The 21454-nt window shown below is 74.7% G+C and carries 13 protein-coding genes, 1 tRNA gene and 1 riboswitch; of the genes, 7 read left to right on the forward strand and 7 right to left on the reverse strand.

The window, feature by feature from the left end:
- Positions 1-441 precede the first annotated feature (441 nt).
- Positions 442-993: a MarR family winged helix-turn-helix transcriptional regulator gene (locus AC02VZ_RS24490; protein ID WP_432058072.1), complete on the reverse strand. Its 552-nt coding sequence runs from the start codon at positions 991-993 to the stop codon at positions 442-444.
- Positions 994-1115: 122 nt separating this feature from the next.
- Here AC02VZ_RS24490 and AC02VZ_RS24495 point away from each other — a divergent pair, with 122 nt between their 5' ends.
- Entirely contained in the window at positions 1116-2390 is a 1275-nt protein-coding gene (locus AC02VZ_RS24495; RefSeq protein ID WP_476476410.1) for an MFS transporter, read from the forward strand.
- A gap of 173 nt (positions 2391-2563) precedes the next feature.
- On the opposite strand, the gene AC02VZ_RS24500 is transcribed toward AC02VZ_RS24495, so the two are convergent.
- Positions 2564-4261, reverse strand: a complete 1698-nt coding sequence (locus tag AC02VZ_RS24500; protein WP_476476393.1) for an ATP-binding SpoIIE family protein phosphatase — start codon at positions 4259-4261, stop codon at positions 2564-2566.
- 186 nt (positions 4262-4447) lie between these two features.
- Positions 4448-5827, reverse strand: a complete 1380-nt coding sequence (locus AC02VZ_RS24505) for an NAD(P)/FAD-dependent oxidoreductase (protein ID WP_476476411.1) — start codon at positions 5825-5827, stop codon at positions 4448-4450.
- Between the two features lie 377 nt (positions 5828-6204).
- Here AC02VZ_RS24505 and AC02VZ_RS24510 point away from each other — a divergent pair, with 377 nt between their 5' ends.
- Together AC02VZ_RS24510 and AC02VZ_RS24515 are read left to right on the forward strand one after the other, a co-directional pair.
- Positions 6205-6963 carry a TetR/AcrR family transcriptional regulator gene (locus AC02VZ_RS24510; RefSeq protein ID WP_432058069.1) on the forward strand — a complete coding sequence of 253 codons (759 nt, stop codon included), beginning with the start codon at positions 6205-6207 and terminating at the stop codon, positions 6961-6963.
- 615 nt (positions 6964-7578) lie between these two features.
- Positions 7579-9483 (forward strand): sigma-70 family RNA polymerase sigma factor, encoded by a 1905-nt coding sequence (locus AC02VZ_RS24515; RefSeq protein ID WP_476476394.1) that lies wholly within the window; start codon positions 7579-7581, stop codon positions 9481-9483.
- A gap of 282 nt (positions 9484-9765) precedes the next feature.
- Here the strand turns inward: AC02VZ_RS24515 and AC02VZ_RS24520 are convergent, their stop codons facing one another.
- On the reverse strand, positions 9766-11862 hold the full coding sequence (locus tag AC02VZ_RS24520) for an asparagine synthase-related protein (protein WP_476476395.1): 2097 nt from the start codon (positions 11860-11862) through the stop codon (positions 9766-9768).
- A gap of 716 nt (positions 11863-12578) precedes the next feature.
- On the opposite strand from AC02VZ_RS24520, the gene AC02VZ_RS24525 reads away from it, so the two are divergent.
- From AC02VZ_RS24525 to AC02VZ_RS24540, 4 genes are all read left to right on the forward strand, one after another.
- Positions 12579-14003 (forward strand): NsdA family TPR-like regulatory protein, encoded by a 1425-nt coding sequence (locus tag AC02VZ_RS24525; RefSeq protein ID WP_432058066.1) that lies wholly within the window; start codon positions 12579-12581, stop codon positions 14001-14003.
- Positions 14004-14389: 386 nt separating this feature from the next.
- Positions 14390-15601 carry an L-2-hydroxyglutarate oxidase gene (gene lhgO / locus AC02VZ_RS24530; protein ID WP_476476396.1) on the forward strand — a complete coding sequence of 404 codons (1212 nt, stop codon included), beginning with the start codon at positions 14390-14392 and terminating at the stop codon, positions 15599-15601.
- A 331-nt stretch (positions 15602-15932) separates the two neighbouring features.
- Positions 15933-16787 carry a tRNA (guanosine(46)-N7)-methyltransferase TrmB gene (gene trmB / locus AC02VZ_RS24535; protein ID WP_432058064.1) on the forward strand — a complete coding sequence of 285 codons (855 nt, stop codon included), beginning with the start codon at positions 15933-15935 and terminating at the stop codon, positions 16785-16787.
- Between the two features lie 50 nt (positions 16788-16837).
- On the forward strand, positions 16838-18400 hold the full coding sequence (locus tag AC02VZ_RS24540) for a PrsW family intramembrane metalloprotease (RefSeq protein WP_476476397.1): 1563 nt from the start codon (positions 16838-16840) through the stop codon (positions 18398-18400).
- Between the two features lie 71 nt (positions 18401-18471).
- Here AC02VZ_RS24540 and AC02VZ_RS24545 read toward each other — a convergent pair whose 3' ends face one another.
- From AC02VZ_RS24545 to AC02VZ_RS24555, 3 genes are all read right to left on the reverse strand, one after another.
- Positions 18472-19494: a M23 family metallopeptidase gene (locus AC02VZ_RS24545; RefSeq protein ID WP_476476398.1), complete on the reverse strand. Its 1023-nt coding sequence runs from the start codon at positions 19492-19494 to the stop codon at positions 18472-18474.
- 12 nt (positions 19495-19506) lie between these two features.
- Positions 19507-19664: riboswitch (cyclic di-AMP (ydaO/yuaA leader) on the reverse strand.
- A gap of 398 nt (positions 19665-20062) precedes the next feature.
- Positions 20063-20136 (reverse strand) — tRNA-Met (locus AC02VZ_RS24550).
- A 125-nt stretch (positions 20137-20261) separates the two neighbouring features.
- Positions 20262-21395, reverse strand: a complete 1134-nt coding sequence (locus AC02VZ_RS24555) for a dihydrofolate reductase family protein (protein ID WP_476476399.1) — start codon at positions 21393-21395, stop codon at positions 20262-20264.
- Between the last annotated feature and the right edge of the window lie 59 nt (positions 21396-21454).

Below are 21454 nucleotides of genomic sequence, written 5' to 3' on the forward strand. Positions count from 1 at the left end.
CTGTTGAGTTCTCAAGGAACGGACGCTTCCTTCGTACTCACCCTCTCGGGCTTTCCTCCGGGCGCTTCCCTTCGGTGTTTCCGACTCTATCAGATCCTTTTCTCGACCTGATCCCCAGTCAGCGGGGTTCGTCTTCCCGGCCGTTGGCCGTTCCGACGTCTCAAACCTTAGCGGACTTGCTCCGCGTTTCCCAAATCGGGGCGGGGAATTCAATTTCGGGCACGCCGAAATTGTTCCCGCTGGGAGGTCGTGCTGAGGTTTTGAGTGCCGCTTGAGCGGCGGGAGGTGTTGCCGAGGAACCGTTACGGCTCGGTGGCAACCCGGAGAACACTACGGACCGGAGGAGGCGGTGTCAAGGGGCCCCTGTCAAGATCTTTCCGCCTCCCCGCCTCGCCCCACCCCACCCGCCCGACCCTTCAGCACCCCGGCTCCTCCGGCGCTTCAGTCGTCGAGGTCGGAGAGCCGGCCCTCGGCGTCCGGCTGGTCGTCCTCCACCCTGCGCAGCAGGCGGGTCAGCATCTCGCCCAGGGAGACGCGCTCCTCGTGGGAGAGGTCCTGGAGGAGGTCGGCCTCGAAGACGGTGGCGAGGCGCATGGCCTCGACCCACTTCTCGTGCCCGGCGGGGGTCAGCTCCACGATGACCCGGACCCGGTTGGCCTCGTCGCGCTGCCGGTCGACCAGGCCCTCGGCGACCATGCGGTCGATGCGGTGGGTCATCGCGGCCGGTGTCAGGCCGAGGCGCTTCGCGAGATCACTGGGGCCCATCCGGTAGGGGGCGCCGGCGAGGACGAGGGCCTTGAGGACCTCCCAGTCGGCGTTGGTGATGCCGAGCTCGGCGGTCTGCCGCCCGTAGGCGACGTTCATGCGGCGGTTCAGCCGGGTGAAGGCGGAGACGATCTTCTCGACCTGGGGGTCGAGGTCCTGGAACTCCCGCTGGTACGCGGCGACCTGTTCCTCGAGGGTCGGTTCACGGGGGCCGGGGGCGTCGCTCATGGGCGCAGTATGGCACGCCTCACCTTTGCATCGAAGTCCTTCACTCTGTACTCTTCACCTTCGAACTTTAGGTTCTAAGTCTTCACTCCTAACGTGTGAGAGAGGTGAACGTGACCAGGGCGATGGGCGCAGCGATGCGCCGGATCCACGTGGGCAACGCACTCAGCGCTTTCGGGCTGGGTTTCACGGTCCCGTACCTGTACGTCTACGTGGCGCAGGTGCGCGGGCTGGGAGCCATGACGGCCGGGCTGGTCCTCGCCGTCTTCGCGGTGGCGGCACTGATCGTGCTGCCGTTCGCCGGACGGGCCATCGTCCGGCGGGGCCCGCTGCCGGTGCTGCTCACCGCCCTGGCCACGGCCGCCGTCGGTGCCCTGAGCCTCGGGCTGTCGACCGGCGCGGGCACCGTGCTGGCGTCGGCCGCGTTGCTCGGTGCCGGACAGGCGGTGATGCAGCCGGCGCTCGCGACGATGATCGTGGACTGCTCGACGGTGGGGACCCGGTCACGGGCGTTCGCCATGCAGTTCTTCCTGCAGAACCTCGGGCTCGGGGTCGGGGGGCTGATCGGCGGGCACCTGGTCGACGCCGACCGGGCCGGGTCGTTCACCCTGCTGTTCTCCATCGAGGCGGCCATGTTCCTGCTGCTGGTCGCGGTGATGGCGACGGTGCGGATGCCGCGCGCCCCGCGGCTGGACGGCGCCGCGGCTCCGTCGGCCAGGGGCAGCTGGAAGGAGCTGATGGGCAACCGGGCCATGGTGCAGCTGTGCGTGCTGGGCTTCGTGCTGTTCTTCGCCTGCTACGGGCAGTTCGAGTCGGGGCTGAGCGCGTACGGGGTCGAGGCGGCCGGCATCTCGACGTCCGCGCTGGGCACGGCGCTGGCGGCGAACACCCTGGTGATCGTGGTGGCGCAGTTCGCGGTGCTGCGGTTCGTGGAGGGGCGCAAGCGGTCCCGGGTCATCGCGTCGGTGGGTCTGATCTGGGCCGTCGCCTGGGCCGCCGCCGCGTACGCGGGGCTCGGCAACGGCAGCCAGGCGATGGCGACGGCGGCCTTCATCTCGACGTACGCGCTGTTCGGGCTCGGGGAGGCGCTGCTGTCGCCGACGCTCGCCCCGCTGGTCGCCGATCTGGCGCCGACGGGCATGGCGGGGCAGTACAACTCGGCGTTCGCCCTGGTGAAGCAGCTGGCGCTGGCCGTCGGGCCAGCGGTCGGCGGGCCGCTGGGGGCCTCCCTGCACGCCCCGTACGTGGTGGTCTTCCTGCTGATCTCGCTGTCGATCACCGTGCTCGCGGTGCGGCTCGGGCGGCAGCTCACCGAGGCGCAGAACCAGCCGCTGCCGGCCCGCAGCCGGGTGGTGGCGCAGGGCGGCAGTGCGGCGGGGCAGACCGCGGCGCACGCCTGAGCCGGTCCGGGCGGGGTCCGACAGCGGGGACCCCTCGGCGGGGACCCCTCGGCCACCCGGCGGAGTGATCCCCGCGCGTCCCTCGCCGCTCACTCGCCGCTCCCTCGCCGCCGTCCTCCGTGGCCGTCCTCCGTGGCCGTCTCGCGGGGCGGTCCGTGACGGTTCCGGGTTCCCTAGCGGGCGGGGGCGGGCTTCGGCAGGGCGAACTCGCACCAGACGGCCTTGCCGCCGTCCGGGGTGCGTCTGCTGCCCCAGTTGGAGGCGATCGTGGCCACGATGGAGATGCCGCGGCCGGACTCGTCCTGCGGTTCCGCGCGGCGGCGTCTGGGGAGGTGGTCGTCGCCGTCGGTGACCTCGATGATCAGGCGGCGGTCGGTGCGGCGCAGCCGGAGCCGCATGGGGGGCGTGCCGTGCTGGAGGGAGTTGGCGACGAGTTCGCTGGCGGCCAGCACGCCCAGGTCGTGCAGGTCGGTGGGGAAGCGCCAGCTGGTCAGGACGCCGGAGGCGAAGGCCCGCGCGCGGGGTGCGGCTTCGACACCGCCGAGGAGATCCAGGGCGGCGTTGCGGAACAGCTCGCCCTGCGGGCCCCTGCGCGCGGGGTGCTGGAGCACCAGGACGGCGACGTCGTCGTCGTGCTCGGGGGTGACGCCCGCCGAGCGGACCAGGCGGTCGCAGACGACCTGGGGGGTGCCGGTCGCGCCGGCCAGGGCGCGCTCCAGGGCGGCGATGCCCTCGTCGAGGTCCGCGTCCCGGCGTTCGACCAGGCCGTCGGTGTAGAGGACGGCGGTGGAGCCGGGTCCCAGGGGGACCGCACCGGAGGAGTGCATCCAGCCGCCGGTGCCGAGCGGCGGGCCGATGGGCTCGCCGGCTCGCCGGACGGTGCCGTGCTCGTCCCGCACCAGGATGGGGAGGTGGCCGGCCGAGGCGTACACCAGGCGGCCCTCGTTGGGGTCGTGGACGGCGTAGGTGCAGGTCGCGATCTGGTTGGCGTCGATCTCGGTGGCGAGGCCGTCCAGCAGCTGGAGGACCTCGTGCGGCGGGAGGTCGAGCCGGGCGTAGGCGCGGACGGCGGTGCGGAGCTGGCCCATGACGGCCGCCGCGCGCACGCCGCGCCCCATGACGTCGCCGATGACCAGGGCGGTGCGGCCGCCGCCGAGGGTGATCACGTCGTACCAGTCGCCGCCGACGGCCGCCTCGGTGCCGCCGGGGTGGTAGGTGGCGGCGATGCGGAGGTCGTCGGGCTCCTCCAGTTCCTGGGGGAGGAGGGAGCGCTGGAGGGTGACGGCGGTCTCGCGCTGCCGGCGTTCGCTGGCGCGCAGGCGTTCGGCGGCCTCGGCGTGGTCGGTGACGTCGGTGGCGAAGACCAGGACGCCGTCGGCGGCGCCCGAGCCGCCGTCGGTCTCCCCGCTCGCGCCGCGCTGCCCGCCCGCCCCGGTGGTGACGGGGGTGCAGGTGAACGTGTAGGAGCGGCCGCCGGGGGCCTTGCGGGACTTGACGGTGCGGGGCCTGCCGCTGCGCAGGACCTGGTCGAGCAGGGGCAGCAGGCCGATCTCGTCGAGCTCGGGCAGGGCCGTGCGGGCGGGTGCGCCGAGCGGGCGGCTGCCGAAGGCCGCGGTGTAGGCGTCGTTGACGTAGGCGATGCGGTGGTCGGGTCCGTGCACCAGGGTGACGAGGGAGGGGACGCGGTCGAGGACGTCGCGCACGCCCAGCTCGTCGACGGCGGGCACCGGGGAGGTGTCGGTGAGGTGTTCGGCGCGGGCGGCCGGGACGGAGCCCTCCCCCCGCCGGTCCGGGGCGGCGGTGTGCTCGGCCCGCGCTGCCGCGCGGCGCTGCGTTCCGGGGAGCCGGGCGCTCCAGCGCGTGAAGTTCACGAATCCTTGCCTCGTGTCGTGGTCGGCGGCCGCGCACCGGGACCGGCAGGAGTCCGGGACCGGCCGGTGCCGGGACGCGCCGGGTGAGCGGGCGGCCCGCCCGTGGTGGTGGACCAGTCTGACAGGGCGCCGACCGGGCCGACATCCGTCAGACGCCGGGCGGGCCGGTGCAGTTCCCGTGTCCGGTCAGGACGACCCCTTCGGGTTGTGCGGGGGGTCGTGAGAGGGCTTTCCACCGGCCGCGAGTTCGAATTCGGCACGCGGGTGTTCGAGGGATCCCAGCGAGACGATCTCCCGTTTGAAGAGCCCGGCGAGGGTCCATTCGGCGGCCACCCGCGCCTTGCGGTTGAAGGTCGGCACGCGGCTGAGGTGGTAGGTGCGGTGCATGAACCAGGCGGGGTAGCCCTTGAGCTTCCGGCCGTACACGTGGGCGACCCCCTTGTGCAGGCCGAGCGAGGCCACGGAGCCCGCGTACGCGTGGGAGTACGTCCGGAGGGGTTCGCCGCGCAGGGCGTGGACGATGTTGTCGCCGAGGGTGCGGGCCTGCCGCAGGGCGTGCTGGGCGTTGGGGGCGCACTCCGTGCCGGCCTCGCGCGCGGTGACGTCGGGGACGGCCGCGGCGTCACCCGCCGCCCAGGCGTGCGTGGTGCCCTCCACGGCCAGTTCGGGGGTGCACCGCAGGCGTCCGCGTGCGGTGCGGGGCAGGTCGGTGGCGGCGAGCACCGGGTGCGGTTTGACGCCCGCGGTCCACACGACGGTGCGGGTGGGGAAGCGGGAGCCGTCGCTGAGGACGGCGACGCGGTCGGCGCAGGAGTCCAGGCGGGTCTCCAGGCGGACGTCGATGTTGCGGCGGCGCAGTTCGGTGACGGTGTAGCGGCCGAGTTCCTCGCCGACCTCGGGGAGGATGCGGCCGGTCGCCTCCACCAGCACCCACCTCATGTCCTCGGGGCGGAGGTTGTGGTAGTACCGCGTGGCGTAGCGGGCCATGTCCTCCAGTTCGCCGAGGGCCTCCACCCCGGCGTAGCCGCCGCCGACGAAGACGAAGGTGAGGGCGGCGTCGCGGAGCGCGGGGTCCCGCGTGGAGGAGGCGATGTCCATCTGTTCGAGGACGTGGTTGCGCAGCCCGATGGCCTCCTCCACGGTCTTGAAGCCGATGGCGTGCTCGGCCAGGCCGGGGATCGGCAGGGCCCGCGAGACGGAGCCGGGGGCGAGCACCAGGTGATCGTAGGCCAGGACCCGGCCGCCGGTGCCCTCCTCGCCGGTGGCGAGCGTGGTGACGGTCGCGGTGCGCCGGGCGTGGTCGACGGCGGTGGCCTCACCGATGACGATGCGGCACCGGTCCAGGACCCGGCGCAGGGGGACGACGACGTGCCGGGGGGAGATCGCCCCGGCGGCGGCTTCCGGGAGGAAGGGCTGGTACGTCATGTAGGGGTCCGGGGTGACCACGGTGATCTCGGCCTCGCCCCGGCCGAGTTCCCGTTTCAGCTTCCGCTGCAGCCGCAGAGCCGTGTACATCCCGACGTAGCCGCCGCCGACAACGAGAATGCGCGCACGTTCCTTCACTATCCCATGACGCACCCGCCGCTCGCGTTTGTCCACAGCCCCGACGCATTGTGTGACGGCCGGACGGCATCCCGGCGGACTTGGCCGAAATGCCCGGCCAAGGAGACTTTTCGCAGGTGGGGCGGCATGTCGGGGCATCGCTAAGGGGGCGCATTCCGGACGAATGCGCCGTGTGCTCCGGTCGGGGACCCTCCCGAGCGGAACGTCCCCCTTCTGAATTGACTTCCTCTCAACTATGTTCGTGTGTCGACGGGGTGTAGGGGGATGCGCTCATCGGGTCCGCGACGGGCGGGGTCGGTCACCGGGCTCGTTCCGCAGCCCCGGCCATCAATGGCGCGGAGAAGTCTCCGGGGGGAGACGTCATTACCGGGGGAAAGCGTATGCATGTTCAGGATTCTCAATGGTCGTCCGCGTCCGCCGTGGTGCCCGGCACCACGATGAGCGCGGCGACGAAGAACGGACGCGCGGACGGACCGCGCACGGCGCCGCTGCGCGTGGACGCCCAGCGCAATCTCGAGCATGTCCTGCGCGCGGCGCGCGAGGTGTTCGGTGAGCTCGGTTACGGCGCCCCGATGGAGGACGTGGCCCGCCGCGCACGCGTCGGGGTGGGCACGGTGTACCGGCGCTTCCCGAGCAAGGACGTGCTGGTGCGGCGCATAGCCGAGGAGGAGACCTCCCGGCTGACCGAGCAGGCGCGGGCGGCCCTCGGGCAGGAGGACGAGCCGTGGTCGGCGCTGTCGCGCTTCCTGCGCACGTCGGTCGCCTCGGGCGCCGGGCGGCTGCTGCCGCCGCAGGTGCTGCGGGTGGGCGTCGCGGAGGAGCGCGGGACGGCGGAGCACGCGCGCGTGCCGCAGCAGCGGGTGCAGCCGGGTGCGGGCGAGCTGCGGCTGGTGCCGGAACAGACGGCGGCGGTCGCCCCGCGGGACGACGCCGGGGCGGGCGAACTGCTGGAGGTCGTGGGCCGGCTCGTGGAGCGGGCCCGAGCGGCGGGTGAGCTGCGGCCGGACGTCTCCGTCTCGGACGTCCTCCTGGTGATCGCCACGGCCGCCCCGTCCCTGCCGGACGCGGCGCAGCAGGCGGCGGCCTCGTCCCGGCTGCTGGACATCCTGCTGGAGGGCCTGCGCTCGCGCCCGGCGTGAGGCGTATCCGTTCAGGACCCGCGTGCAGGGTCCCCGTACACGACCGCCGTGCCGGACCGCCATGCAGGACGCGCGTGAGGCGCACCGTGCGGCACCCCACGGCGGGCCCGGTCGGCGCGGCGGGCCCGGTCGGCGCGGCGTGCCCGGTCGGCGCGTCGGGCCCGGTCGAACGCGTCGGGCTCCGTCCGGTGTGCGGTGCGTCGTCGCGGTGCCTCGCACCTCGTAGGGGTGGGGCCGCGTTGTGTGGTGCCGCGGTGTGGTGCCGCGTTCGCGGTGCCTCGTTCGCGGTGCCCCGCCGGGGTGGTGGCTCGCCGGGGTGGTGGCTCGCCGGGGTGGTGCCTCGTCGGGTGGGGCGGAGGCCGGCGGCACGGAGCTCGCTCCGGGGCGGCACGGTGGCTCGTGCCCGGACCGAGGCGTCCCCGGCCGGCTGGTCCGCGGACGGCGTCGGGCGGCCGGCGTCCCGTGCCCCGCGCGCGGGTGAGCGCCGGTTCTCCCGTGCGGTCCGTCCCACGGACGGGTGGTTGACAGCCGCTCCCGGTCCCCCTCCCGGTACCGCTGTGACACCCTGACCCGTGTCCGGAACGGGTGTGGGCAGGGTGGCGGGGGCTTTCCGCGATGAGCGTTGAGGGGCGGGACGAGTCCCGCGGTGACGGGCCGCGCAGTGACGGTTCGCCGCAGGTACCGAGCCAGGCGCGGCGCACCGGCGTGCCGCCGGAGGACGGCGTCCCGGCCCAGCGCGACCGGCTGACCGGGTCCGGACTGCCGTCGGCCGACTCCGACCTCATCGCCCGCATGCGGTCCGGTGAGGACGCGGCCTACGAGGAGTTGTACCGGCGCCACGCGCCCGCGGTGCGCCGGTACGCGCGCACCTGCTGCCGGGACGGTCACACCGCCGACGACCTGACCGCCGAGGTGTTCGCCCGCATGCTCCAGGCGGTGCGCGGCGGTTCGGGTCCCGAGCACGCCGTGCGGGCCTATCTGCTCACCTCCGTGCGCCGGGTGGCGGCGACCTGGACGCAGTCGGCCAAGCGCGAGCAACTCGTCGACGACTTCGCGGTGTTCGCCGTGCAGGCCGCCCAGCTGTCCGACGCCTCCGACACCGACACCCTCGAACTGGCCGCGGACGTGCGCGCCCTGCACGAGGCCGACCAGTCGCTGGCCATGCAGGCCTTCCGGTCCCTGCCGGAGCGGTGGCAGGCGGTGCTGTGGCACACGGAGGTCGAGGACGAGTCGCCGAGCGAGGTCGCCCCGCTGTTCGGCCTGGACGCCAACGGCACCCGGGTCCTGGCCAGCCGGGCCCGCGAGGGCCTGAAGCAGGCGTACCTCCAGGCCCATGTGAGCGCGGCGCTCGCCGAGGACGAGGACTGCGCCCGGCACGCGGACCAGCTCGGCACGTACGCCCGGGGCCGGCTGCGCACCCGCGCCGAGCGGGGACTGCGCCAGCACCTCGACGAGTGTGCCCGGTGCCGGCTGGCGGCGGCGCAGATCCAGGAGGTCGCCGGGGGCATCCCGGCCGTCGTCCCGGTCGCCGTCATCGGCTGGTTCGGCGCCGCGGGCTACGCCAAGGTGGCCGCGCTCGTCGCGGGCGGCACCACGGCGGCCGGTGCGGCGGGCGCCGCGAGCGCCGCCGCCGGGGGCGCGGCCGGCGGTGGTGCCACCGGAGGCGGTGCGGCGGGCGGTCTCGCGTCCGAGGGCATGGGGGCGCCGATGAAGGCGGGCATCGCCGCCGGTGTCACGGCGGTGGCGGCGGCCGCCGCCCTCGCCATCGCCCTGTCCGGCAACGAGGCCCCGCCGGAGCCACCGCGCGCCGCCCCGGCCCCCTCCGCCCCCGTGGTGCAGGAGGAGGAACCGCCTCCGCCCCCGGAGAAGACACCCGAGCCCGCGCCGCCGGCTCCCCCGGCCGCGGCGCCCGCCCGGCCCACGCCCGCGCCGCCCCCGTCACCCGACCCGACGCCCAGTCCCCGGCCCACCCCGGCCCCGACACCGCCGCCGGCCCCCGGTGCCGAGCCGCCCCCGCGGCCCGCGCCCACGCCCACGCCGACGCCGCCCCCGCCGGCTCCCCAGCCGCCCCCGCCGCCGCCCGCCCCGGCGGTCCACCCGTGGAGCGGGCTGTCGTACGACATCACCGGCGACGGCACCGCCCCGGAGATGCGGATCGGTGCCAGCAGCTGGGTGTGGCAGCGGTCGGGCCTGTCCGTCGCCGGTCAGCGGTACGCGCACGGCGTGACCGTGCACGGCCGGTCCTCGGTGACCATCGACCTCAACCGCCCCTGCACCGCGTACGACGCGCTGGTCGGCGTGGACGACCTGCTGATGAAACGGGGCAGCGTCACCTTCTCGGTGCACGCCGACGGGGTCCCGCTGTGGAACTCCGGCGTGGTGCAGGGCGGTGACCCGGCGGTTCCGGTCCACGTGGATCTCACGGGACGCGAGACCGTCCGCCTGGTGGTGCGACCGGTCGGCCCCTTCGACGGCCTGGCGCTCGCCGACTGGGCCCAGTCCCGCTTCACCTGCGGCTGAGCGGCGTGCGCGGGGGGGCCAGGGCTCCCCCTCGCCCGCCACCGCACCGCGCGGGCCGGGGCGCCCTCCACCCCACCCGCGGCTGATCCGGGACCGGGCGGGCCCCAGGGCCACCGCCGACCTCACCCCGCCCGAACCGGGCGGGCCCAAGGACCACCGCCCACCCCACCGCGGCCGAACCGGGCAAGCCGAGCGGCACCGCCCACCCCACCGCGGCCGATACCGGCGGGCGGTGGCGCACGGTCCGCCGCGGCCGGCCCCCGGACGCGGTGGTCGTCGGGTCTACGGGGTGCCGGCGCCCGCGCCGAGGGCTCCGCGGCGGGGCGCGATGCCGCCCGGTACCGCGCGCTGCCGGGCCGGGGTGCCCGTCCAGCAGGTGCCCCGCCGGGCCAGCAGCCGCCGGAGCCACAGTTCCAGGGCGACGAGGTCGGCCAGGCCGTCCAGGGGCAGGGGTTCGCCCTGTGCCGCTCCGCGCAGGGCCTTCCGCACCACGCGGGCCTCGACCAGCCCGGCCTCCGCGAGCAGGGGCGTGTCGAACAGCATGATCAGCGCATCCGAGGCGACCCGCAGTCCGGTGCGCGCGGCGGTCGTCGGGGCGACCCGGGGCGGTGCGCCCCACCCTTCGGGCAACTCCCGTACGCCGGCGCCCTCCAGCACGGTGCGCAGGACGGCCGCCCGGGCGCCCGGCCGGACCCGCAGCGCCTCGGGCAGGGCCCGGCAGGCCCGTACGACCTGGTTGTCGAGGAACGGCGCGTGCAGCCGCTGGAAGCGGATCTCCGCCGCCTGCTCCAGTACCCGCAGGTCGGCGGCGTGCCGGGCCAGGGCGGCACGGGCCCGGAAGTCGCCGGGCCGCTGCACGGGCCCGAACTCGGACCGCCGGGTGGACGCCTGGAGGCGAACCGATACTTCAGCCAGTGCCTCCCCGGTCAGCCAGCGCGCGGCCGGCCCGGGTCTGCCCCAGGTCAGCGCCGCCAGCGAGGCGTCGGCCGCGCCGGCGGGGTCGTCGTCGAGCCGGTGGTGCAGCAGGCGCTCCGCCAGGCTCTCCAGTCCCGCCCGGTACGGCGTGCGGGCCAGGCGGCGGGCCGCCGCGTACACGCGCGCCGGGACCATCACGGAGCCGTCGGCCTTCGCCAGCGCGGCGACCGGCCGCACCAGGTGGCGCCGCTTGCGGTCCATCAACAGGTCGGCGAGCCGCGCCGGATGGGCGTCCAGCACCTGGCGGGCGCCGTACCCGGTGAAGTGGTCGGCGCTGCCCGCGGCGAGCCGGGCCCGGTGCCGGGCCGCCGACACCAGCGAGGGGCCCGGTTCGTCGGTCAGGGGTCCGTCGAGATCGGCGTACGGCAGGGTGTCCTCGCCGCCCGCGACGACCACGTGGTGCAGGCGCGGGTTCGCCGCGAGGGCGCCCGCACGGCCCACCTCGTCGTCCGGTCCGCCGGCCACCAGGTCGTTGAAGGTCACGGCGAGCAGCCGCTCCCCGGCCCCGGTGCCGTGGCCCAGCACGGTCCCCGGCATCCCCGGGAGCCCCGCGGCGAGCAGGGCGAGGGTCGCGGAGGCCGGGCCGCCGGACAGGTCGGCCCCGATCCCGGGCACCGGCATGCCGCGCGCCGCCCGGCGTTCGGCGGGGCCCATGCCGGGGACGGGCCCGGGGTCGATGCCGGCGCCGGGGACGTGCCGGGGGGCGGCGAGGCGGGTGCGGACGGCCTCGACGAGCGCGTCGCGCACCGCGTCGACCGCGCTCTCCGGGTCGGCCGGGGGCGCCGCGACGGCGAGCGAGGCGACCGGCTCGTAGCCGGCGATCTCCCGGGCCCCCGCGCGCAGGATCAGCGCGTGGCCGGGCGGGACGCGCCGCACTCCGTCGTACGGCGTGGAGTCGTAGAGGGCGGCGGGGACGTCGGGGGCGGCGAGCAGCGCGGCGAGGTGGCCGAAGTCGAGGTTGGCCTCGACGAGGTCGGCGAGGGGGAGCGCGGCGGTCGCGTAGGCGGTGCCGCCGGACCACGGGGTGTGGAAGACGGGCCGGGCACCGGCGAGGTCACCGCAGACGGTGATCCGGCGGCCCACCTGGACGACGGCGGTGTAGCTGCCCGGCCATGCGGTGAGGTGCCGCAGTGCGCCGCCGCGCGCCGCGAACAGCGCGACCCGCAGTTGTTCGTCGGAGGCGCCGCAGGTGCCGAGGACGGCGATCCGGGTCTGCGGGTCGGCCTGCACGATGCGGACCTCGTCCGGGCGCCAGTCGCCCACCGCCCACAGCGGGTCGGGGTCGCCCCACAGGAGGTGGGAGCCCACCGGGTGCACCGTCTCGCCGTCGTAGCCGGTCGCCCCGGCCGATCCGGTGGCCACGGGCCCCGCGGCGGTGCTGCTCCACCCCACCAACCACCGCATCGCCGCCTCCACATGCTGTGGACAACCAGTGCACCGTACGAACCGGTTCCCCATGCTGCCATGAAGGAGGCGCAGGAGAGGGGTGCCGGAACGGCATGTGCTCCGGTGAGTGCGCCCCGGCGGATACGCCTCCCCCGGGTCGAACGCCCGCTCGCCCGCGGGAGATCGCGGTCGGCCGACGCGTCGGGCGTCTGCCGGCTGCGACCTGAATGCGCCCCCCTGACGCGCCCCGAATACCACCGACGCGCCGTCAAGTACCGTGGTAATCAAGGGGTTGACCCGGGGAGCGTGGGGTCGATTTTCGGCCAATTCGGAGCGGTGAGAGCACCCTCGAACACGCTCCGTGCAGGTTCTGCGCACCGCCGGGCGGTCGCGTGGTCCGGGAGGCGAGGCACACCCCCCGGACCGTTCCGCCGCCCGCGGGGATGTAGGCGGCGGTGTCCCCCAGCCCACTGGATCCAGTACAGCGGGCCGACCCACGCACGGACCATGGAATCGCTCCCGCGAACGCCGGAGAAAGGCGCATGCACGGGCGCACGGCCACACGACCGGAGCACGCCGCAACTGCGCGTATCGGACCCGCACTTCAGTACGGACCACAATCCCGCCATCCGGAAGAATGCCCCTTAACGCTTGGGATGCGGCGAACTACGCTGGGTTTACGAATGCCGCACGGTTATGCCAGCGCGGCAGCCGTCTGTGTCGAGGGGTGGCGCATGTCCAGGGAGCAACGCGGGCCGAACGAGAAACTCGGCGCCGTTCTCGCCCTCGCGGGAATCTCCAACGCGGGCCTCGCGCGGCGCGTCAACGACCTCGGCGCACAGCGGGGACTGACGCTCCGCTACGACAAGACGTCGGTGGCGCGCTGGGTGTCCAAGGGCATGGTGCCGCAGGGCGCCGCCCCCCACCTGATCGCCGCCGCCATCGGCCAGAAGCTGGGCCGCCCGGTGCCGTTGCACGAGATCGGCCTGGCGGACGCCGACCCGGCACCGGAGGTGGGCCTCGCCTTCCCCCGGGACGTCGGCCAGGCGGTGAAGTCCGCCACCGACCTCTACCGGCTCGACCTCGCCGGCCGCCGCGCCGGCTCCGGCGGCATCTGGCAGTCCCTGGCCGGTTCCTTCGCGGTGAGCGCTTACGCCACACCCGCCTCGCGCTGGCTGATAACCCCGGCCGACAGCTCGGTGGCCCGCGAGGCGAACCCGGCGGAGAACGCCGGCGCACCGATCAAGGTCGGCCACAGCGACGTGCAGAAGCTGCGCGAGGCCGCCGAGGACGCCCGGCGCTGGGACTCCAAGTACGGCGGCGGCGACTGGCGTTCGTCCATGGTCCCCGAGTGCTTACGGGTCGAGGCCGCGCCACTGCTGCTGGGCTCGTACTCCGACGACGTCGGGCGGGCCCTCTTCGGTGCCTCGGCCGAACTCACCCGCCTCGCGGGCTGGATGGCCTTCGACACCGGCCAGCAGGAAGCCGCCCAGCGCTACTACATCCAGGCCCTGCGCCTGGCCCGCGCCGCCGCGGACGTGCCCCTCGGCGGATACGTGCTGGCCTCCATGTCCCTCCAGGCGACCTACCGCGGGTTCGGCGACGAGGGCGTGGACCTCGCCCAGGCCGCCCTGGAGCGCAACCGGGGCCTGGCCACCGCCCGCACCATGAGCTTCTTCCGCCTCGTCGAGGCCCGGGCGCACGCGCGCGCCAGTGACGCCCAGGCGGCCGGGGCCGCCCTGAAGGCCGCCGAGAGCTGGCTCGAACGCTCCCGCCCCGGCGACAGCGACCCCTCCTGGCTCGGCTTCTACGGCTACGACCGGTTCGCCGCCGACGCCGCCGAGTGCTACCGCGACCTCAAGGCGCCCCGCCAGGTCCGCCGCTTCACCGAGCAGGCCCTGTCCAAACCGACGGAGGAGTTCGTGCGCTCGCACGGGCTGCGGCTCGTCGTCTCCGCGGTCGCCGAACTGGAGTCGGGCAACCTGGACGCCGCCTGCGAGCAGGGCGTGCGGGCGGTCGAGGTGGCCGGCCGCATCTCCTCGGCCCGCACCACCGAGTACGTCAAGGACCTCCTGCACCGGCTGGAGCCCTACGGCGACGAGCCCCGCGTGGTGGAACTGCGCGAGCGCGCCCGCCCCCTCCTGGTCGCCCCCGCCTGACGGCGGCTGTGCGGAGCACGGCAGGGCACCGGGCGGGGCCGTGGCCCCCTTCAGGGGAAGACCGCGAGCTGCTGGGCAGGAGAGGCCCCGGGGCGGGCAGGACCCGGGGACGGCGGGTGCGGAGCTGCTCCCGGGCCCGGCTCCCTGGCCTGGCTCCTGGCCCGGCTCTCTGGCCCGGCTCCCGGTTGGGCGGCGTTGTCAGTAGCAGGGTGCACTATCGATGCTGGAGGACGGCAGCCGGCACGGTGACGAGCCGGACGACCGGAACACGGACGACCGGACGATGAACGAGCCGAGACGGGCACATCGAGACGGGCGAGCCGAGGCGGGCAGGTCGAGACAGACGATCTGAAACAGACGAACGGACGGACCGGGAGGTGGCGCGGGTGCGGCGGGCGTACGACTGCGATGTGCTGGTGATCGGCGGCGGCATCGTCGGCCTGTCCACCGCGTACGCGATCGGCCGCACGGCACCGGGCACCCGGGTCACGGTGCTGGAGAAGGAGACCGGTCCCGCCCGCCACCAGACCGGCCGCAACAGCGGCGTCATCCACAGCGGCATCTACTACCGCCCCGGCTCCCTCAAGGCCCGATACGCGGTGCGGGGCGCCGCCGAGATGGTGAAGTTCTGCGCCGAGTACGGCATCGCCCACGCCGTCACGGGCAAACTGATCGTCGCCACCGCGCGCGAGGAACTGCCCCGGCTGCACGCCCTGGCCCAGCGCGGCCGGGAGAACGGCCTGACCGTCCGCGAGCTCGGCACCGCCCAGACCGCCGCGTACGAACCGGAGGTCGAGGGCCTGGCCGCCCTGCACGTCGCCGCCACCGGCATCTGCGACTTCGCGGGCGTGGCGCGGCAGCTGGCCGAGGCGTCCGGCGCGGAGATCCGCTACGGCGCCCGGGTGGTGCGCGTCGACCGCAGACCCGACCGCGGGGTCGCCGTGCGGACGGCGGCGGGTGACGTCGTCCGGGGCCGGGTCCTGGTGAACTGCGCCGGGCTGCACTGCGACACGGTCGCCCGGCTCACGGGCGACGACCCCGGCGTGCGCATCGTGCCGTTCCGCGGCGAGTACTACGAACTGGCCCGCCCCGGCCTGGTCCGCGGGCTGGTCTATCCGGTGCCCGACCCCGCGTTCCCCTTCCTCGGCGTCCACCTCACCCGCGGGGTCGACGGGGGCGTCCACGTGGGTCCGAACGCGGTGCCCGCCTCGGCGCGCGAGGGTTACGACCGGCGCGCGGTCCGCCCCCGCGAGCTGGCGACCACCCTGGCCTGGCCCGGCTCCTGGCGGCTGGCCCGCCGCCACTGGCGCCACGGCGCGGGCGAGCTGCACCGCTCGCTGTCCAAGCAGGCGTTCACCCGTGCCGTGCGACGGCTCCTGCCGGCGGTGACGGAGGACGACCTGATCCCGGCGCCGGCGGGCGTACGGGCCCAGGCGGTCCTGCGGGACGGCACGCTGGCCGACGACTTCCTCATCCGGGAGACACCGCGAGCGGTGCACGTCCTGAACGCCCCCTCCCCCGCCGCCACCGCCTCCCTCCCCATCGGCCGCGAGGTCGCCCGCCGCGCCCTGGCCGCCCTGGCGGAGACCGACCGCTGACCCCGTCGCGGGGCCGCGAAGCGCGAAGCGCCGACCGCTGATCCCCGAACCGGCTCGGGCAGCCGAACCGCTGACCACCACACCGGCCCGGGGCTGCGAACCCCGTGATCGCCGAACCCTCCCCCGCCGACCGGGGGGCACCGGCCGCTCCTCCTCCGGACCGGGGGCACCGGACCCGTCAGCCTCCGGACCGGGCGGCACCGGACACCGGACCGCACCGGGCTGCACCGGACACACGGGACTGCACCGGACCGCACCCCACCGCACCGTTCCGCCTCCGACCCGGCGTGATCTCGCCCTCCGACCGGACCGCCGTAGACTCGGAAGCACTGTGTCTGACTCCGTGAACACCCCTGAAGCACCCCGCCCCGCGCCCGGTGAAGACACCCCGCACGCGCCCGGGGTGTCGATCCGGCACACCCGCGCGAAGGGCGAACCGCGGTTCCCCGACGGCCCGAAGGCCGACCCCGCCGGGTCCCACTTCGAGCGGCGGATCCGCAGCTTCCAGCCGCGCCGGAGCCGGGTGACCGCCGGGCAGGCGGACGCCCTGCAGCGGCTCTGGCCCCGGTGGGGCTTCGACATCGACGGACGCGGGCCTCTGGACCTCGCCCGGTTCTTCGGCAACGGCAACCCGGTCGTGCTGGAGATCGGCTTCGGCATGGGCGAGGCCACCGCGCGGATGGCCGCCGCCGACCCCGGCACCAACATCCTCGCGGTGGACGTGCACACCCCCGGCCAGGGCCATCTGCTCAACCTCGCCGACCAGCGGGGCCTCACCAACGTCCGGGTCGGCAACGGGGACGCGATCATCCTGCTGCGGGAGATGCTCACCCCCGACTCGCTGGACGGGCTGCGCGTCTACTTCCCCGACCCGTGGCCCAAGAAGCGGCACCACAAGCGGCGCCTGATCCAGCCGGAGTTCCTGTCGCTGGCGGCGAGCCGGCTCCGGCCGGGCGCGGTGCTGCACTGCGCGACCGACTGGGAGCCGTACGCGGAGCACATGCTGGAGGTGCTGAGCGCGCATCCGGACTTCGAGAACACCCAGGAGGACGGCGGTTTCGCGCCACGGCCTGCTTTCCGGCCGCTGACCCGTTTCGAGAGCCAGGGACTGGACAAGGGCCATGTCGTGAACGACCTGCTGTTCCGTCGCGTACCGCACGACGACCGGCCTTCCACCGGCGCCTGAGCCGTTCCGCGCTCCTGCGGGCGGAGCCCCGTCTCGTGAGGGTCGATGTCGTGGCCACCAGTCCCCCGCCTCCGTACCCGGCCGCCGCCGGAAGCACGGCACCTGCCGCCGGAAACACGGCCCCCACCGCCGGGAGCGCGGCCCTCGTCGCCGTACCGCCGGGCACCACCCGACGGCACCCGCCGTGGTGGCAGCGGCCCTGGGCCCGGTACGGCGGGCCGGCCGCGCTGCTGGCCGTGGCGGGCCTGGTGATCCTGGCCCTGGTCCGCGACCAGACCGGCACCGAGGGCTTCCTCGTCGGCCTCGGGCTGGCCGCCCTGCCGGTGCCCCTGCTGGTGACCGCCTTCCGCTGGCTCCAGCGGGTGGCGCCCGGCCCGTGGACACACCTGGTCTTCGCGTTCGCCTGGGGCGCCTGCGCCGCCGCGCTGATGTCGATCGTCGCCAACAGCTTCGCCACCCGGTGGATCGCGTCCGCCACCGCCGACCCGAGCCGCGCGGACACCCTCGGCGCGACCGTCATAGCCCCGGTGGTGGAGGAGACTGCCAAGGCCGCCGCCGTCGCGCTCGTCCTCCTCTTCCGCAGACACGACGTCGGCGGCATCCTGCACGCAGTGGTGATCGCCGGTCTCTCGGCCACCGGTTTCGCGTTCACCGAGAACATCCTCTACTTCGGCAACGCCTTCGGTACCGACCGGCTGACCGGCGACAGCGGCCTGACCTCCCTGACCGCCGCCACCTTCTTCGTGCGCGCGGTGATGTCGCCGTTCGCCCATCCCCTGTTCACCGTGCTCACCGGCATCGGCTTCGGCCTCGCGGCCCTGGCCGGCGAGCGCCGCCGGGTCCGGCGGGCCCTGCTGCCCCTGTCCGGGCTGCTGCTCGCGATGGGGCTGCACGCGCTGTGGAACGCCTCGCCGAACTTCGGCGAGTACGGCTTCCTCGCGGTGTACGCGGCGTTCATGGTGCCGTTGTTCGGGCTGCTGACCTGGCTGGTGGTGTGGACCCGGCAGCGGGAACTGCGCATCGTGCGCACGGAGCTGCCCGCCTACGCGGCGGCCGGATGGCTGGCGCCGGCGGAACCGTTCGCGCTCGGCTCGATGCGGGCCCGGCGCCTGGCCCGGCAGTACGCCCGGCGGCACGGTGGAAGGGCCGCGGCCCGGGAGGTGGCACGGTACGCGGCGGAGGCGACGGCCCTGGCGTCCCTGCGGCACCGGGGCGCTTCGGGCCGGGCACCGGCGGACTTCGCCGTCCGGGAGAGCGAGCTGCTCGGTGCGGTGTGGCGGCGGCGGGAATGGGCCCGCCCGGCCCTGCAGCACGCGGCCCGGATCACCGCGCCCCCGCTCCGAGTGACCGCCCCGCCGCCCGGCACCCTCCACGGATACGGCTACGGCTACGGCCCTGCCGCCGGGTACGGCCCCGACCACGGTGGCCACCCCGGCCCGGGCGGCCCCGGCCCGCATCACGGCTGGGGCCATGGCCATGGCTACGGCTACGGCCACGGCTGGGGATACGGGTACGGATCCGGGTCCGCCCCCGCCCCGCGCCCGGCCGAGCGCCCCCACCCCGGGTACGCGTCCGGGTGGGCCCGCCCGTACGGGCACCCCACGGACGCCTGACCGGCAGCCCGGACAGCGGGGGGATGCCGTCCGGGCTGCCGGGGTTCGGGACGCGAGGGGGAACCGCCTCGTTACGGGTTGAGGCCCTTGCTCCGCAGCCAGGCCAGGGGGTCGATGCCGGAGCCCGAGCCCGAGGGGTGGACCTCCAGGTGCAGGTGGGCGCCGGTGGAGTTGCCGGTGGAGCCGACCCGTCCGATGACCTCGCCGGTGGTGACCTTCTGCCCCACGCTGACGCTGATGGAGGACTGGTGGGCGTACCAGATCTCGGTGCCGTCGTCGAGGGTCAGCACCGTCTTGTAGCCGTAGGAGCCGTCCCAGCCGGCGGAGGTGATCGTGCCGGTGTGGACCGCCTTGATCAGCGTCCCGCTGGGGGCGGCGAAGTCCAGGCCGGTGTGCTGGCCGGAGGACCAGTAGGCCCCGGCCTGACCGAAGGTCGAGGTGAGCGTGTACGAGGAGGTCGGCAGCGCGTACTGGGTGGCCAGCTTGGCGAGGCGCTCGGCCTCCGCCTTCTTCGCCGCCTCCTCCTCGGCCTTCTTCTTGGCGACCGCGGCCTTGGCCTCGGCCTCCTTCTCGGCCTTGGCGGCGGCCTCGGCGGCCTCCTTCTCGGCGGCAGCGGCGGCAGCGGCGGCGGCCTTGCTCTCGGCCTGGTCCTGCTGCTGCTCGACCTGCGCCATGATCCGGCTGCGCAGCGCCTCGCCGGCGCCCTGCTCGGAGTCGGCGCCCGCGGTGCCGATGCTGCTGAGCGGGGTGGCGGAACCCTCGGGTGTTTCCTCGTCGGAGATGAGGGAACCCACGTTGGGGAGATCGGGCATGGAGATCGAGACCGGCGGCTTGCCGGTCTGGGCGCTGGCCATGCCACCGGCGCCGACGGCGGCTATGACGCCGACGCCCAGGACGGTGGAGCTGCGGGCGAGACCTCCGCCGCGCTGCTTGCTGACGCGATGCCGGCCGCGCACCGGGCGGATGGACTCCGCGGTGGGGTTCCACTCCTCGAAGGGGCCCTCGTCGGGACGGGCACCGCCGTAGACGAAGGTGTCGCCGTCGCGCTGGCTCGGGATGAGGGGGGCCTCGGGGACAGACCGGTTCGACGCCACGTGGGCGTACTCCTTTCCTTCCTTCTCCGCCTACCGGGTTAGCTGACGGGTTCGGAGCAGGAAGGTCTCCTACGCGCGTATACCGCCCGTGTCTCCACGGGGGCATCCACGCGATTCACCCCAAGGTGGTGGTTCCCCGGTTCCCTTGCGGGATTCGGCGCGTGCGCACGGAGCCGACTCGTGTGACGGCTGGGACGACCGCGCTGCGTTATCGAACGTTAATAGACCCCGGGGCCGGATTCCAAGCGGTTCCTCTTGATCGTTAACGAATTCCCTACGGACTTACCGGCCACGAGCAGGCCAAATCGGGCGAGTTGACTCCCCGTCGACGGACGCGTGACTTTCTGACGGTACGTCAATTGTTACCGGGGGAGGGCCGCCCGGACACGCGCGGTGACCACAGAGGGTGAGCGTGAGAGGAGAACCCACGCGGTGCGCATGAGGGGGGAGCCGCGGGCGGCAGAGCGGTCGGAGCCGACGCACGCCGGCGCGCGCACAGCGGGACAACGCACGGCGGCACAACGCACCGAGGGCCGGAACCCTGTGGGTTCCGGCCCTCGGCCTTCAGTAGCGGGGACAGGATTTGAACCTGCGACCTCTGGGTTATGAGCCCAGCGAGCTACCGAGCTGCTCCACCCCGCGTCGGTATGACACCAGTGTACGGCATGCGCGGAACGCTCCGCACACCCCTTTCTCCGGCCCCTCCCTGCTCACCCCTCCCCTTCGCCTGCTCCCTCTCCACCGCTCCCCCGGGCCCTCCCCGAGGGTCAGCGGCCGATCAGGTGCGCGTTCGGCGCCTTGGCGCGTTCCTCCAGCTCCGGCACGACGACCACCGTGGCACCGCCGGCCCTCAGCAGACCGCTGCCGTCGGCGTCCTGGACGAAGGTGCCGGGCTCGCGCCAGGCCGTGACCACCCGTCGCACCCCCGCGTCCAGCAGGAGCCGGGCGCAGGACGCGGGCCGGGAGGCGCGGCGGGCACAGGGCTCCAGGCTGGAGTACACCGTGGCGGTGGCGAGCCGCGGGTCGGTGGGGTCGACCTTGGCGAGCGCCGCCTCCTCCGCGTGGACCAACGGGTCCCCGCCCTCCCGGGAGTGACCGCGTGCCAGCTCCGTCCCGTCGGCCGCGACCACGACCGCCCCCACGCTGAACGCCGTGTCCGAGGGCGTGCACCGGGACGCCAGGTCGCAGGCGACGGCGAGCCAGTGGAGGTCGGCGGCGTGGGGGAGTTCGCCGGTTCCGGGCGCGGTGGGCGCGTAGCGCGCCAGGACGACGTCACCGATCTGCCGGGTCTCCAGCAGCCGCAGCCGCCCGCCCTGGTAGGAGCCGGGACCGAAGAGGCGGGGGGCGTCCGGGTCGCCGACGAACAACGGCGCGAGGACCAACTGGAGTTCGTCGGCGAGGCCCTGGGTGACCAGCTGGGTGTGGATGAGGCCGCCGCCCTCCACCATGAGCCGTCGGACGCCCCGGACGTCGTGCAGGTGCTCCAGCAGGCGCCGCCAGTCCAGCGTGTCGCCGAGCGGCACGATGTCGGTGGCCAGGCCGAGCGTGCGGGCGCGGGCCGCCCCCTCGTCCGTCGTGTAGAGGAGCTTGTCGCCGCCGGTGTGCCAGAAGCGGGCCGCCGGGTCCAGGTCGCCGGAGCCGCTGACGGTGACCTTCAGCGGGTACTCCGGCAGGCCCTCGGCGACCCGGGCGGCGCGCCGCTCGGGCGAGTTGACCAGCAGCCGCGGGTTGTCGGCCCGCAGGGTGCCCGCCCCGACCAGCACCGCGTCCACCGAGGCCCGCACCTCGTCGACCCGGTCGAAGTCGGCCGGGCTGGACAGCAGGAGCCGCTCGGGTCCGGTGTCGTCCAGGTAGCCGTCGAGGGAGACGGCGGCGGACAGCAGGACGTACGGGTGGGGCATCGGCGGACTCCAAGCGGTACGGGCCGGCGCGGGGGCCGGGAGGGTGCGCGGCGGCCGAC

The organism is Streptomyces sp. 3-6 (assembly GCF_056323165.1).

What these genes read in the sequence shown, in the direction of transcription:
- AC02VZ_RS24520 (WP_476476395.1), bottom strand. Translation starts at nt 11,862, where the DNA reads ATGCGGTGGTTGGTGGGGTGGAGCAGCACCGCCGCGGGGCCCGTGGCC.
- AC02VZ_RS24555 (WP_476476399.1), bottom strand. Translation starts at nt 21,395, where the DNA reads ATGCCCCACCCGTACGTCCTGCTGTCCGCCGCCGTCTCCCTCGACGGC.
- AC02VZ_RS24510 (WP_432058069.1), top strand. Translation starts at nt 6,205, where the DNA reads ATGCATGTTCAGGATTCTCAATGGTCGTCCGCGTCCGCCGTGGTGCCC.
- AC02VZ_RS24525 (WP_432058066.1), top strand. Translation starts at nt 12,579, where the DNA reads ATGTCCAGGGAGCAACGCGGGCCGAACGAGAAACTCGGCGCCGTTCTC.
- AC02VZ_RS24495 (WP_476476410.1), top strand. Translation starts at nt 1,116, where the DNA reads ATGGGCGCAGCGATGCGCCGGATCCACGTGGGCAACGCACTCAGCGCT.
- AC02VZ_RS24515 (WP_476476394.1), top strand. Translation starts at nt 7,579, where the DNA reads ATGAGCGTTGAGGGGCGGGACGAGTCCCGCGGTGACGGGCCGCGCAGT.
- AC02VZ_RS24490 (WP_432058072.1), bottom strand. Translation starts at nt 993, where the DNA reads ATGAGCGACGCCCCCGGCCCCCGTGAACCGACCCTCGAGGAACAGGTC.